This window comes from Neoroseomonas marina (assembly GCF_012927745.1).
GTDB lineage: Bacteria > Pseudomonadota > Alphaproteobacteria > Acetobacterales > Acetobacteraceae > Neoroseomonas > Neoroseomonas marina.
Genome location: NZ_JABBKX010000002.1, coordinates 739879 through 752925 on the forward strand (window position 1 = coordinate 739879; position 13047 = coordinate 752925).

General features: G+C 72.7%; 13 protein-coding genes. 10 read left to right on the forward strand and 3 right to left on the reverse strand.

From position 1 onward, the window contains the following. Positions 1-84: 84 nt before the first annotated feature. From GWK16_RS08845 to GWK16_RS08855, 3 genes are read left to right on the forward strand one after another with little or no spacing between them, the layout of a single operon-like run. Positions 85-1419 carry an aspartate aminotransferase family protein gene (locus tag GWK16_RS08845; RefSeq protein WP_168042085.1) on the forward strand — a complete coding sequence of 445 codons (1335 nt, stop codon included), beginning with the start codon at positions 85-87 and terminating at the stop codon, positions 1417-1419. Between the two features lie 6 nt (positions 1420-1425). After that, positions 1426-2199 carry a response regulator gene (locus GWK16_RS08850; protein WP_170053556.1) on the forward strand — a complete coding sequence of 258 codons (774 nt, stop codon included), beginning with the start codon at positions 1426-1428 and terminating at the stop codon, positions 2197-2199. Continuing rightward, the gene (locus GWK16_RS08855) at positions 2196-3230 is read left to right on the forward strand and encodes a CobW family GTP-binding protein (RefSeq protein ID WP_338144437.1); all 1035 of its coding nucleotides are present in this window, start codon (positions 2196-2198) and stop codon (positions 3228-3230) included. Before GWK16_RS08850 ends, GWK16_RS08855 begins: the two co-directional genes overlap by 4 nt. A gap of 102 nt (positions 3231-3332) precedes the next feature. Here the strand turns inward: GWK16_RS08855 and GWK16_RS08860 are convergent, their stop codons facing one another. Next, complete coding sequence (locus tag GWK16_RS08860; RefSeq protein WP_211187204.1) at positions 3333-4388, reverse strand: glycosyltransferase family 4 protein; 1056 nt, start codon at positions 4386-4388, stop codon at positions 3333-3335. A 5-nt stretch (positions 4389-4393) separates the two neighbouring features. After that, the gene (locus GWK16_RS08865) at positions 4394-5194 is read right to left on the reverse strand and encodes a UDP-2,3-diacylglucosamine diphosphatase (RefSeq protein ID WP_170053558.1); all 801 of its coding nucleotides are present in this window, start codon (positions 5192-5194) and stop codon (positions 4394-4396) included. Between the two features lie 197 nt (positions 5195-5391). Here GWK16_RS08865 and GWK16_RS08870 point away from each other — a divergent pair, with 197 nt between their 5' ends. The 3 genes from GWK16_RS08870 to GWK16_RS08880 all read left to right on the forward strand — a co-directional run bounded on the left by GWK16_RS08870 (position 5392) and on the right by GWK16_RS08880 (position 7839). After that, positions 5392-6273, forward strand: coding sequence for a diacylglycerol/lipid kinase family protein (locus GWK16_RS08870; RefSeq protein ID WP_248291221.1), 882 nt, complete (start codon positions 5392-5394; stop codon positions 6271-6273). Positions 6274-6461: 188 nt separating this feature from the next. After that, on the forward strand, positions 6462-6932 hold the full coding sequence (locus GWK16_RS08875) for a hypothetical protein (RefSeq protein ID WP_170053559.1): 471 nt from the start codon (positions 6462-6464) through the stop codon (positions 6930-6932). A gap of 232 nt (positions 6933-7164) precedes the next feature. Further along, positions 7165-7839, forward strand: coding sequence for an RraA family protein (locus GWK16_RS08880; protein WP_170053560.1), 675 nt, complete (start codon positions 7165-7167; stop codon positions 7837-7839). Between the two features lie 42 nt (positions 7840-7881). Here the strand turns inward: GWK16_RS08880 and GWK16_RS08885 are convergent, their stop codons facing one another. Further along, positions 7882-8829: a Tim44 domain-containing protein gene (locus tag GWK16_RS08885; RefSeq protein WP_170053561.1), complete on the reverse strand. Its 948-nt coding sequence runs from the start codon at positions 8827-8829 to the stop codon at positions 7882-7884. Positions 8830-8983: 154 nt separating this feature from the next. Between GWK16_RS08885 and GWK16_RS08890 the strand changes: the two genes are divergently transcribed. From GWK16_RS08890 to GWK16_RS08905, 4 genes are read left to right on the forward strand one after another with little or no spacing between them, the layout of a single operon-like run. Further along, positions 8984-10186 (forward strand): hypothetical protein, encoded by a 1203-nt coding sequence (locus GWK16_RS08890; protein ID WP_170053562.1) that lies wholly within the window; start codon positions 8984-8986, stop codon positions 10184-10186. Beyond that, a complete protein-coding gene (locus tag GWK16_RS08895; RefSeq protein WP_170053563.1) occupies positions 10183-11361 on the forward strand; it encodes a hypothetical protein in 1179 nt (392 codons plus the stop codon). The genes GWK16_RS08890 and GWK16_RS08895 overlap by 4 nt, the downstream gene beginning before the upstream one ends. Positions 11362-11397: 36 nt before the next feature. Then, positions 11398-12150 carry an ABC transporter ATP-binding protein gene (locus tag GWK16_RS08900; protein ID WP_170053564.1) on the forward strand — a complete coding sequence of 251 codons (753 nt, stop codon included), beginning with the start codon at positions 11398-11400 and terminating at the stop codon, positions 12148-12150. Further along, on the forward strand, positions 12150-12953 hold the full coding sequence (locus tag GWK16_RS08905; RefSeq protein WP_170053565.1) for an ABC transporter permease: 804 nt from the start codon (positions 12150-12152) through the stop codon (positions 12951-12953). The genes GWK16_RS08900 and GWK16_RS08905 overlap by 1 nt, the downstream gene beginning before the upstream one ends. The last annotated feature ends 94 nt before the right edge of the window (positions 12954-13047 follow it).

Consider the following 13047-nt stretch of genomic DNA (forward strand, 5'->3'; position numbering starts at 1 on the left):
TCCATGACCGGCCGGGAGAGTGCTTGCCCCGCGGGCCGCCCGGGTGTTCCTTGCGCCCCTGCCGAGCCTGGAGAGTGCCCCGGAATGAACGAGATCAGCGTGCCGCGTCCCAATTCGCTGGACGCCTACTGGATGCCCTTTTCGGACAACAAGTACTTCAAGGGCGACACGTCGCGCATGATCGCCCGCGCCGAGGGCATGTCCTACTACACGCCCGAGGGGCGCGAGATCCTGGACGGCACCGCCGGCCTGTGGTGCTGCAACGCCGGCCATGGCCGCGTCGAGATCAAGGAGGCGATCCAGAAGCAGGCCGCCATCCTGGACTACGCGCCGACCTTCCAGCTCGGCCACCCCATCGCCTTCGAGGCCGCGTCCCGCATCGCGGAGATGACGCCCGAGGGGATGGACCGCGTCTTCTTCACGAATTCCGGATCCGAGAGTGCGGACACCGCGCTCAAGATCGCGCTCGCCTATCACAAGGCGCGCGGGGAGAGCAGCCGCGTGCGCCTGATCGGGCGCGAGCGCGGCTATCACGGCGTCGGCTTCGGCGGCATGTCGGTCGGCGGCATCGGCGCCAACCGCAAGCAGTTCGGGGCGCTGCTGCCCTATGTCGACCACCTGCCGCACACCCATGGCCTCAAGGAGAACCTGTTCGCGAAGGGCGAGCCGCCGGCCGGCGCGCATCTCGCGGATGTGCTCGAGAACCTGGTCGCGCTGCATGGCGCCGAGACCATCGCCGCCGTGATGGTCGAGCCCGTCGCGGGGTCGACCGGCGTGCTGGTGCCGCCCGCGGGCTACCTGAAGCGCCTGCGCGAGCTGTGCGACAAGCACGGCATCCTGCTGATCTTCGACGAGGTGATCACCGGCTTCGGCCGCCTCGGCACCAATTTCGGCGCCGAGCGGCTGGGCGTGGTGCCCGACATCATGACCATGGCGAAGGGCCTGACCAACGCCGCCGTGCCGATGGGCGCCGTGGCGGTGAAGAACGGCGTCTACGACACGGTGGTCAACGGCGTCGCGGGGGGGATCGAGTTCTTCCACGGCTACACCTATTCGGGCCATCCGCTCGCCGCCGCCGCGGCCATCGCGACGATGCAGCTTCACCAGTCCGAGGACCTGCCCGGCCGCGCCCGCGCGATCGAGCCCTACTGGCAGGACGCGATGCATTCGATGCGCGACGCGCCGAACGTCATCGACATCCGCGACATCGGCCTGATCGGCGGCATCGAGCTCGCCCCGCGCCCCGGCAAGCCGGGCGCCCGCGCGATGGACGTGTTCCGCCGCTGCTTCGACGCCGGCGTGCTGGTGCGCGTGACGGGGGACATCGTCGCCCTCTCCCCGCCGCTGATCGTCGAGAAGCCGCATGTCGACCGGATCGTCGGCACGCTGACCGACGCCATCCGCGCGGAAGCCGCCTGAGGCGCCATGGCTGCCGAGCCGGGTCCGCCCCTCAGCATCCTGCTGATCGATCCGCGCGCCGGCGCCTCGGCCGTCGTGCGGACGATGCTCGAGGCGTCGGGCCATCGCGTCACCTTCGTGCATGACTGGGCCACAGCCGAGCTGCGGCTGACGCTGCAGCCCTACGAGGCGGTGGTGATGAGCGTCGTGACGCCCGGCACCCGCCGCAAGAGCGCCGCCGCGCTGCTGCGCGCCTGCAGCGGGCGCAACGGCGCCCTGCCGTTGCTGGGCCTTGCGACCGGCGCCGATCACCTGGCGCGGGAGAAGGCGCTGGCCGAGGGCTTCGATGCCGTGCTGGTGCAGCCCTACGCCGCCGAGGTGCTGGAGGCCGCGCTGCGGCAGGTGGTGCTGGACCGCGAGCCGCCGCTGCTGCTCGATGCCGAGCGACGGACGGCGCTGCGCGGCAGGCACGGCCCCTCCGCGCTCGCCGCGCTGGACGAGGTGCCGATGGCGCTCGCCGCGCGGCTCCTGCCGCCGATCATCGAGCAGGGCGCCGCGGCGGAGGAGATCCTCGCCGCCGGCGAAGCGCTGGCGGAGGCGCTGGAGGCGGTCGGCGCGGTCCATGCCACCGCCATGGCACGCGAGATGGCGTCCGGCGCGGCGCAGGGCCGGCGCGCCGCCTACCCCATGGCGGCGGCCCTCACGGCGACGCGGGGCGCGCTCCGCCACGACCGGCTGACGGCCGCCCGCCGCGACCCCATATGGGCCGCAAGCGATTCCCCTTCTGGAGACACCCCGTGAGCGAAACGACCGCCCGCGCGCCCGTGCCCGTCACCGTGCTGACCGGCTACCTCGGCGCCGGCAAGACCACGCTGCTCAACCGCATCCTCACCGAGAACCACGGCCGCAAATTCGCCGTGGTGATCAACGAGTTCGGCGAACTCGGCGTGGACAACGACCTTGTCGTCGATGCCGACGAGGAAGTGTTCGAGATGAACAACGGCTGCATCTGCTGCACCGTGCGCGGGGATTTGATCCGCATCCTCGGCGGGCTGATGCGCCGGCGCGACAGGTTCGACGGCATCATCGTCGAGACGACGGGCCTCGCCGATCCGGCCCCCGTCGCGCAGACCTTCTTCGTGGACGAGGACGTCAAGCGCGCGACGAAGCTCGACGCGATCGTGACGGTGGTGGATGCGAAGCACCTGCCCGCGCGGCTGTCCGACAGCAGCGAGGCGCAGGAGCAGATCGCCTTCGCCGACATCATCGTGCTCAACAAGATGGACCTGGTGAGCGCCGAGGAGGCCGCCGAGGTCGAGCGCCGCATCCGCGCCATCAACCCCTATGCCGAGATCCGCCGCGCGACCAAGTCCGACGTGCCGATCGACGCCGTGGTCGGCCGCGACGCGTTCAACCTCAACCGCATCCTCGAGCGCGAGCCGGAATTCCTCTCCGGCGAGGACGATCACGAGCATGATTCCGAGGTGAACAGCGTCTCCTTCGAGGTCGAGAAGCCGATCGACCCGGAGCGCTTCAATGCCTGGATCACCCAGGTGCTGGCGTCGAAGGGCCAGGACCTGCTGCGCACCAAGGGCATCCTCTACTACGAGGGTGACAGCCGCCGCTTCGCCTTCCAGGCCGTGCACATGATCGCCGACGGCGACTTCATCGGCGAGGTGAAGGAAGGCGATCCGAAGCGTTCCAAGATCGTCTTCATCGGCCGCGACCTGAACCGCCCCTGGCTGCGCCGGGGCTTCGAGGCCTGCCAGGCCGGCGAGGACGAGGCGAAGATCCAGGCCGAGATCGCGCGCTGGAGCCCGCCGCCGGCGTAAGGACGGCCGTCCGGAGCTTCGGTCCGAGGCCGCGCCGGCCCGCAACGTCGCCCGACGAGTGTCGTCGGGTGGCGGGATCGCCGCCGTCGCGTCGGACAGCGGCTAGACCGGCACCAGCGCCGCCCGGAACTGCGCCGCGCAGGCCTCCCAGGACCACGCCTCGGCGTGCGTCCGGCAGGCCGCGCGGTCGCAGGACAGCGCCTCGAGGCAGGCGGCACGCAGATCCTCGCTCAGCGCGCCGACCAGCGGGTCCGTCACCACGTCGCGCGGCCCGGTCACCGGAAAGGCCGCGATCGGCGTGCCGGAGGCCAGCGCCTCAAGCAGCACCAGCCCGAAGGTGTCGGTGCGCGAGGGAAACACGAACACATCCGCCCCGGCATAGGATCGCGCCAGCAGCCCGTTGTCGCGATAGCCGGTGAAATGCACCTCCGGGAACCGCTTCTGCAGCCCCTCCCGCGCCGGCCCGTCGCCGACCACCACCTTGCTGCCCGGCAGGTCGAGCGCGAGGAAGGCCGCGATGTTCTTCTCCACCGCGACGCGCCCCGCATAGAGGAAGACCGGCCGGGGCAGACCGTCCCAGGCCTCGCGCGGCTCGGGCCGGAAGCGGGCGAGGTCCACCCCACGCGTCCAGGCCCGCAGCTTGGTGAAGCCGCGCGCGGCGAGGTCCTCGCGCAGGGATCGCGTCGCCGCGAAGGTGCCGGCCCCCGCCTCGTGGAAGCGCCGCATCACCGCCCATGACCAGGACAGCGGGATGCGCGTGCGCGCGTGCAGGTATTCGGGGAAGCGCGTGTGGAAGGCGGTGGTGAAGGGCCAGCCGCGCTTGCGGCAGATCGCGCGCATCGCCCAGCCGAGCGGGCCTTCCGTCGCGATGTGCACCACCTCGGGCCGGAAGGCGTCGACCAGCCGCGCGAGCTTCCGCCGCGGCGCGACGGCGAGGCGGATCTCGGCATAGCCCGGCATCGGGAGGTTGAGGAACCGATCGGGCCCGATCACCTCGACCGTGTCGCCGCCGGCGCGCAGATGGTCCACCACGATCGACAGGGTGCGCACCACGCCGTTCACCTGGGGGAACCAGGCATCGGAGACGATCAGGATGCGGAGCGGCGCGCCGCGCGCGCCGATGCAGTCGGCGGCGGGCGCCGTTGCGGAATCGTCCATCGCGGTCAGGCGGGGACGGCGGCGCGGCGCGGCGTGCGCGCAAAGGACAGCCGGTTCTCCTGCACCCAGTCGATCAGTTCGAAGCGACCGTCCGCGTGCTCGACCAGCGCCGTGCAGGATTCCACCCAGTCGCCGTCGTTCATGTAGAGCACGCCCTGCACGGTGCGCATCTCGGCATGGTGGATGTGGCCGCAGATCACGCCGTCGAGCCCCCGCCGCTTCGCCTCGGTGGCGAGCGCGCTCTCGAAGCGGTCGATCGCCTTCACCGCTTCCTTCACCTGGCGCTTCAGCCACTGCGACAGCGACCAGTAGGGATAGCCGAGCCGCCGTCGCGCGGCGTTGAACCAGCGGTTCAGCGTCAGCGCCCAGTCATAGGCCCAGTCGCCGAGATGGGCGATCACCTTGGCGTAGCGGATCACGCCGTCGAACTCGTCGCCGTGGATGACGAGGAAGCGGCGGCCGTCGGCCGCGGTGTGCTCCGCCTCCCGCACCAGCTTCACGCCCGCGACCTCGAGGCCCAGCCAGTCGCGGAACAGCTCGTCGTGGTTGCCGGGGATGTAGACGACCTCGGTGCCGTGGCGGGCCATGCGCAGCACCAGGCGGATCGCCTCGTCGTGGTCGGCATCCCAGTACCAGGATTTCCGCAGCCGCCACCCGTCGACGATGTCGCCCACCAGGTAGAGACGCTCGCATTCCACGCGGCGGAGGAAGTCCACCAGGAAGTCGCTGCGGCAGCCGCGCGTGCCGAGATGCACGTCCGAGAGGAAGATGCTGCGGTATCGGCGCCGCGGATTCGAATCGTGCATCGGGCCCATGCTCCGTCGGGCGCCGGCGTCGCGCGTGCGATTCGGCGCCGTGCTGCGATGTCGCAGCGCCGATAGCCCGCGCCCCGTGCCCCGCGCGTGAATCTTGGATGAAGCATGCGGCGTGCACGTTCCATGTCATGCTGCCGTCGCGGGACCGTCCCCGAATCGTCACGCCGGCACGCGAGAAGCCCCGCCTCATGGCGACGCGCATGCTCATCGTCTTCAATCCCGCTGCGGGCGCGCGTCGCCGGCGCCGGCTGCTCGCGGCCCTCGACCTGCTGCGCGGCCTGGGCCTGCGGCCGGAGATCGCCGAGACCCTGCGGCGCGGCCATGCGACGGACCTCGCGCGCGCGGCGGCGCTGGACGGCGTGCGCACCGTCGTCGCGGCGGGCGGCGACGGCACCATCGCCGAGGTCGCGGCCGGTCTTGCCGGGTCGGACAGCGCGCTCGGCGTGCTGCCGCTGGGCACCGCGAATGTGCTGGCGCTGGAACTCGGGCTGCCGCGCGCGCCCGACCGCGCGGCGGAGGTGCTGGCCATGGGCCGCACGGCGCTGCTGCATCCGGGCCTCGCGCGCTATGCGGACGGGCGGGAACTGCTGTTCGTCCAGATGCTCGGCGCCGGTTTCGACGCGGCGGTGGTGCACGCGCTGGCGCCGGGGCTGAAGCGCGCGATCGGCAAGGGCGCCTATGTCTGGCAGACGATGCGGGAGATGCCGCGCTACCCCTTCGCGCCCGTCGCCGTCACCCTCGATGGGCGGGAGGACAGGGCGGCGAGCGTCATCGTCACCAAGGGGCGGCTCTATGCCGGGCGGTTCCTGCTCGCGCCGGGTGCCGACCCGCGGGCGGAGGGCTTCCACGTCGCGCTGTTCCGCGACGCCGGGGCGCTCGCCGCCCTGCGCTACGCCGCGGCGCTGCCGCTCGGCCTGATCTCGCACCTGTCGAGCGTCGAGATTCGCCGCGCCGAGAGAGTGCGGCTGGCAGGCGAGGGTGTCCCCATCCAGGCCGATGGCGACGCGGTGGGGCACCTGCCGGTCGACATCGCCGCGGCGCCCCGAGCGATGCGCATCGTGGTGCCGTAGGTCGTGCGGATGCGGGGCATCCGCGGTGGATCGATGGCAGCCTGACGGACGCCCTGGAGTCGTGCCGGCAGCAAGACATTCCAGATGATCATCGAATCCTGGCGCCACGGGCTGCCGCGCACTAACCTGAAAGTTGAACGGACCGAGGGGATCGGTCCCATGGCGGTTTATCGGGAACGGAGGCTGCGATGACCGAGGAGGAACTGCGTAGAGCCAATCAACTCTGTGCGAATAATCCCATCACCATCACCTTGTATACTGGAACAAGCAATGGGATGTTTTCGAGCAACCTTTTGAACCGGCACCAGTTCGACACGATCGACAAGTTCCGAGATACCTACGTCATCCAGAAGCTTGGAAGCAAAAATCAGAAGTTCAACGCAAACTATGGCCCGGGAATCTACCTGACGGACAATGTCGAGGAAGCAAGGCAATACGGTACGACATTGATAAAGTTCGTCTGTGTCGCGACACCGTTCGCCAATCTGTCGGGAAACTTCGGAACGCAGTTTCGCAAGGATGCCAACATAAAGGGTGGCGGTCCGCAGGGGGTTCTGGCCGAGCCAAGGCTCGCCGCACTGCTTCTGGTCGTTGCCGGCGGCACGAACTATTACACGTTGCGAACTCCGGCCGGCGTGACACCTGGCTTGTATCCATAGCTCGCATGGGGCGGTAAGCCGCGGGACGAAGCCCGCGGCAGGCCGGTCGCCCAGGCCAGCGACAGCGCGGCGCCGCCGGCCGGCCGTCCCGCGCGCCCCAGGTCACGCAACCAGCCGCGCGGCCCGATCGGCTGACGCGGTGCGGGCCGCGCGCCGGCGTGTCCGCGCCAACTGGCGGCGCCTCCGCACCCGTGCTGGATTGCGCGCCTTCCGCTTCGAAGGACTGTCCAGAATGCCCATCGGCTTCCGCATCGCCCCCGTCACCGAGCGCGTCGACCCCGCGCTGATCGCCCGCGCGGCAAAGCTGCCGGCCGCGAACATCGGCGACGTGATGAGCCGCATCCAGACCATGCGCGGCGGCTTCCGCCCCTTCGGCGGCAAGAAGGTCATCGCCGGCCCGGCCTTCACGGTGAAGGCGCGCGCGGGCGACAATCTGATGCTCCATCGCGCCTGCGACATGGCTGCACCCGGCGACATCATCGTCGGCGACGGCGGCGGGGACCTGTCCATCGCGCTGATGGGCGAACTGATGATCGGCCACGCGCAGAAGCGCGGCGTGCAGGGCATCGTGCTCGACGGCGCGGTGCGGGACGTGGATGCGCTCGCCACGCTCGACATCGGCGTCTGGGCCTGCGGCGCGACGCCCTCGGGCCCCTACAAGGACGGGCCGGGCGAGATCGGCTACCCGATCTCCTGCGGCGGCCAGGTGGTCATGCCGGGTGACCTGATCGTGGCCGATGCGGATGGCGTCGTGGTGGTGCCGCGCGCCCATGCGGCGGAGGTCATCGCGCTGGCCGAGGCGCACAACGCCAAGGAACAGAAGGCGCAGGCAGCGATCGACGCCGGCACCTATGACCGGGCCTGGGTGCTCGAGAGCCTGCGCGCGAAGGGGTGCGAGGGGGCCTGAGGGCTGCCGGAGAGGGGCCTTGCCCCTCTCCACCGACGGTCGTTACGCCGGCTGCGTCTGCTGGATGCCCGACAGCATCCACTTCCCGCCCGGGCCCTTGCGCACGAAGGTCCAGAGCTCCGTCGCCTCGGTCCGCTGCGTGGTGCTGCCTTCCACGACCTTGTTGGTCGCGTTGTCGAAGGTTGCATCCAGCATCGAGAAGCGCATCGCGACCGTGGCGTAGTCCTCGCCCTCCTCGCTCCAGGCCTCGGCGAGGTCGCCCTGCTCCAGGCGCACATCGCGCGTCTCGTTGCGCCAGTTGCGCGCCTCGAGGTCGCGCAGGTCCTGCGCGAAGTAGGACACCATCTCCGGCGTCGCGACCGCGCGTAGCCCCTGCAGGTCGCGACGCGACCAGGCGGCGTTGATGTCCTTCAGCGTCTGCTCGAAGGCCTGGTAGTCGGACGGGCCGATCGCGAGCGGCGCATCCACCGGCGCCGCCGCCTTCATCCCGCCGGTGCCGCCGAAGGCCTTGGGCTCGGGCTGCGGCTGGAAGGCGTAGCCCTGCGGGCCGCTCGCCACCGCCGGCGCCTGGCGGCGACGGAAGAAGCGGACGACGAGCATCACCAGCAGGCCGATCAGCGCGACCTGCAGCAGCATGCCGAGCACGGCCCCGAAGCCGGCCCCGCCGCCGAACAACCCATAGCCGAGCAGCGCGCCGATCAGCCCGCCGGCCAGCAGCGCGCCACCGAAGGACCCGAAGAAGCCGCGGCTCGGCTGCGCGCCGGGCGCCATGCCCGGCCGCGCCGTCGCGGGGGAGGAAGGCTGCGTCGCCGTACGGTCGAAGCGCTGCGCGCCCGACGGCGCGGTCTGCGTCGAGGGCGGCGCGGAATAGGTGCGGCTCCCGCGGCTGCCCGAGGAACTGCCCCCGCCCGGGCGCGCCTCGGCCAACACGGGCACGAGGACCAGGGCGAGCGCGGCGAGCGCGGTGAGGAAGCGGCCAGTGCGGCGCATGGGTCTTGGCGTCTCCGGACGTGAACTTTCCGCAATATAGCAAGTCGCGCGGCGGTTTTCGATGGGGATCCGTCACATACGGTTCCTTCACCCGCGACCTGCAGCATGGGGTGGCGCGCCGGCGGTTCCGGCGTGCCTCCGCAGGATGCAGGGGATGCCGCCGCAGGATGTCTCGCCGGCCGTCGATGCGACGGTCCTTCCCCCCGGGCCGGGGGCGGAGGCTATCCGCCGCGCCCTGCGCGGCCCGCCCGGTCGCATCGCCCTGCGCGTCGCCGCCCCCGCGGATGCCGCCCGCCGCCGCGTCGCCGTTGCCCTTCTGGCCGAGGCCGGGGCCAGCCGGGGTGGCGCCGTGCTGCACGCCGCCACCGGCGAATTGCTGCTGACCGAGGCCGACCCGCCCGCCGCCGAGCGCGCCGCGACGCTGCTCGCCCGCCTGCTCGGCGCCGCGCCCGGCCGGCTCGCCGTGCCGGAGGAACTGGCGCCGCTCGCCGCGCTGCCGGGCCTCGGGCCCGTGCCGCCGTCCGGGCCGGTGGCGCCCACCGCCGCAGGGATCGAGGCGGCCGCGGACGCCGCGCCGCTGCCCGCGCTGCTGCGTCGCGACGGCGTGCTGCACGTCGCGGCCGGGCAGCCGCGGCGCCTTGCCCTGCTGCGCCTCCGGCTGTCGCGGGCGGCATTGGCGCCGCATCTCGGCGCCGCGGCGGAGGATCGCGACCTCGCCCGCCACGCGCGCGACCGGCTGCGGGCGCGGCTGCTCGCCTGGCTGGCCGATCCGGCGCAGCGTGCCGGGCTGCTCGGCGCCGCGCCGCCGGTGCCGCTGCTGGTCGACCTGCCCGCCGCGCTGTTGCCCGACGCCCCTCCCGCCGAGGAGGACGACCCGCCCTCGCCGGCTGCCCTGATCGCCGTGCTCTCCGCGCCCGAGGCGCTGGCCGAAGGTCTCGCCGCGCGCCGTCCCGGACTCGCGCGCGCCGGCTGGGGCCTTGCCGTGCGCGGTCTCGACGCCGCCACGCTCGGCCTGCTGGCGCCCGAGTCCCTGCCGGCCGACCTGCTGCTGCTGCGCTGGTCGCCCGCCTTTCCCGGTCGCGCCACCGCCGCCGCGCTGCGCCGCACCGACCCCGCGCGCCTGGTGCTGACCGGCTGCGACGGGCCCGAGGCGCTGGAGTGGGGCCTCGGCATGGGTATCGCCCGCTATGCCGGGCCCTGGATCGCCGCGCTGATGGCCGCGACGCGGATGGCCGATTGCCCGCACGCCGGCGGCTGCACCCGCGCGCTCTGCGCCGCGCGCGGCGCCGCCGCGGCGCCCGAGGGGCGCGACGGCTGCGGCGACCTGCCGCGCCTCGGCGGGCTGGTGCCGCCATGATGCTGGCCGAGGTGCCGGTGCTGGGCGCCCTCGGCGCCCCGCCGGGCGCGGCCGGGGCGGTGGCGCTCGCGGCCCTGGTGCGCGAGACGATGGCCGCCGGCGCCGAACGCCGCGTGCTGATCCTGCGGCCCGAGCGGCTCGCTCCCGCGCGACGGCGCCCCGCGCATCTCGCCCTGCTGCGCGAAGCCTGGGCGGGGTTGCGCCGGTCCTCCCGCGTACGGTCCTTCGAATTGCCCCGCGCCGGGATGGCTGCGGTGGAAGCGCCGCCGGGCCATGGCCTCGCCGCCGCCCATGCCGCCCTCGCCGCCATGCTCGAACCGGCGGAAGCCGAGGCCGCGCTCGCCCTGCTCCGCCTGCCCGACCAGGCGGCGGCGGTGCTGGCGGCGGTGGAGGAGGCGCTCGGCCTCGCCGCCGCGGCGCGCGCCGCGCGGCCGCCGGGCGGGCGCGCCCCGGACGGTACGGCCATCGCCCAGGCCGAGCGCGCCCTGCTCACCGCCGACATGACCGCCTTCCTGCGCCGGCGGAAGGTCTGCCGCCTGACGCCCGTCGGCGGCGCGCCCGATCCGTTGTGGGAGGATCGCCGCATCGCGACCGGGGACGTCGCGGCCACGTTGCTGCCCGGCTGCGACCTTGCCGCCGTGCCCGCCCTCGCGCGCCGTTTCCGCCGCGCCATCGACCGCCGGCTGCTCGCCGGCCTCGCCCGCGCGGACGAGCTTCGCGAGACGGGCCCGCTCTGCCTCGCCCTCGGCATCGAGGCGGTGACCTCGGCCGAGTGCCTCCGCCTCGACGCACTCTGGCCGGCGGCGCTGCGCGGCGCGCTGACCGTCGCCATCGCCGCCGAGGAGATCGCCGCCGACCCCGCGGGCTTCGCCTTCGCGCGCGATGTCCTCGTCGCGCGCGGGCACCGCGTGATGCTGGATGCGGCGGGCCCGGCGGCGTTGCTCGGTCTGCCGCCGGCGCGGGCGGGGCTCGACCGCGTGCGGCTGCGCTGGTCGCCGGGCCTTCCGGCCCTCGGCAGCACGGGCGCCGAGGCGCTGCGCGCCGTCCTGCCCGCGGCACCCGACGCCGTCGTGCTGGGCGGCGTCGACCGCCCCGCCGCCATCGCCTGGGGGTGGGAGATGGGCATCACGCTGTTCCAGGGACGCCTGATCGAAAGCCGTCGCCCGGCCTCGTGACTTGGCGGCGCCCCCGCGCCGTCCGATATGGGCGGAATGGAAACGCCGGCGCTGCTCGTCGAGGGCCTGACCAAGACCTACACCCCCGGCGCCAGGCCGGCCGTGGACGGCCTCAGCTTCACCATGCCGCGCGGGGAGACCTGGGGGCTGCTCGGCGGCAACGGCGCGGGCAAGTCCACCACCATCGCCATGCTGCTCGGCCTGCTGGTGCCGTCCTCGGGGCGCGTGCTCGCGCTCGGCCACGACATGGCGACGGACCGCTTCGCGGCGCTGGCGCGGATGAACTTCTCCTCCCCCTACATCGCGCTGCCGCACCGGCTGACGGTGCGGGAGAACCTGCGCGTCTACGGCCATCTGTACGGCGTGCCGGAGATGGAACGCCGCATCGCCGACCTCGTCGCGGAATTCGACCTGGGCGACTTCGCCGACCGCCCGGCGGGGCAGCTCAGCGCGGGGCAGAAGACGCGCGTCGCACTCGCCAAGGCGCTGATCAACACGCCCGCGCTGCTGCTGCTCGACGAACCGACCGCCAGCCTCGACCCCGACACCGGCGACTGGGTGCGCAGCGCGCTCGAGCGGTATCGCGCGGAAACTGGCGCGGCGATCCTGCTCGCCAGCCACAACATGGCCGAGGTCGAGCGGCTGTGCGCCAACGTCCTCATGCTCAAGGGCGGGCGCGTGGTCGATGAGGGCAGCCCGGCCGCGCTGCTCGCGAAATACGGCCGCGACGACCTCGAGGAGGTCTTCCTCGACATCGCGCGCGGGCGCGAGCGGGCGGAGGCGCTGTGATGGGCGCGTCCTCCGCACGCCGCATCTGGGGCCTGGTCTACCGGCACCTCGCGCTCTACCGCCGATCCTGGCCGCGGGTGCTCGAACTCATGTACTGGCCCGTGCTGCAGATGGTGGTCTGGGGCTTCATCACCGCTTATCTCGCGGGCGTGCAGCAGAACACGGCGACGATCGCCGCGGGCGTCCTGCTCGGCGGCGTGCTGCTGTGGGAGATCACGCTGCGCAGCCAGATGGGCTTCGCGATCTCCTTCCTCGAGGAGGTGTGGTCGCGCAACCTGGGGCACATCTTCGTCTCCCCGCTGCGGCCGTGGGAGATGGTCACCGGCCTCGCGGCGATGAGCGTGCTGCGCACCGTCGCGGCGGTGCTGCCGGCGATGTTGCTGGCCTTCATGCTGTATGGCTTCGGCGTTTGGAAGCTCGGGCCGGTGCTGGTGGTCTTCGTCTCCGCGCTGATGGCGATGGGCTGGGCGGTCGCACTTGCCGTCACCGCGCTGATCCTGCGCCACGGTGCGGGGGCCGAGGCGCTGGCCTGGGGCGTGATGTTCGGCATCGCGCCCTTCGCCGCGGTCTTCTACCCGGTCGCGGTGCTGCCGCCCTGGCTGCAGCCGGTCGCGCTGTCGATCCCGGCGGCGCATGTCTTCGAAGGCATGCGCGCGGCGCTGATCGACGGGCGCATCGCCTGGGACCACCTGGCCTGGGCGGTGGCGCTGGACGGCGTGTGGCTCGCCCTGGCCGCGTGGATCTTCCTGGCGCAGTTCCACCAGGCGCGGGTGCGGGGGGCGTTGCTCAACATCGGGGAGTGAGGATTGGAGGGGCCTTGCCCCTCCAAGCCACCCCACCAGGGGGCTGCGGCCCCCTGGACCGCGAGAACCCGGTATCGGTTTCCAAAGGCCTTTC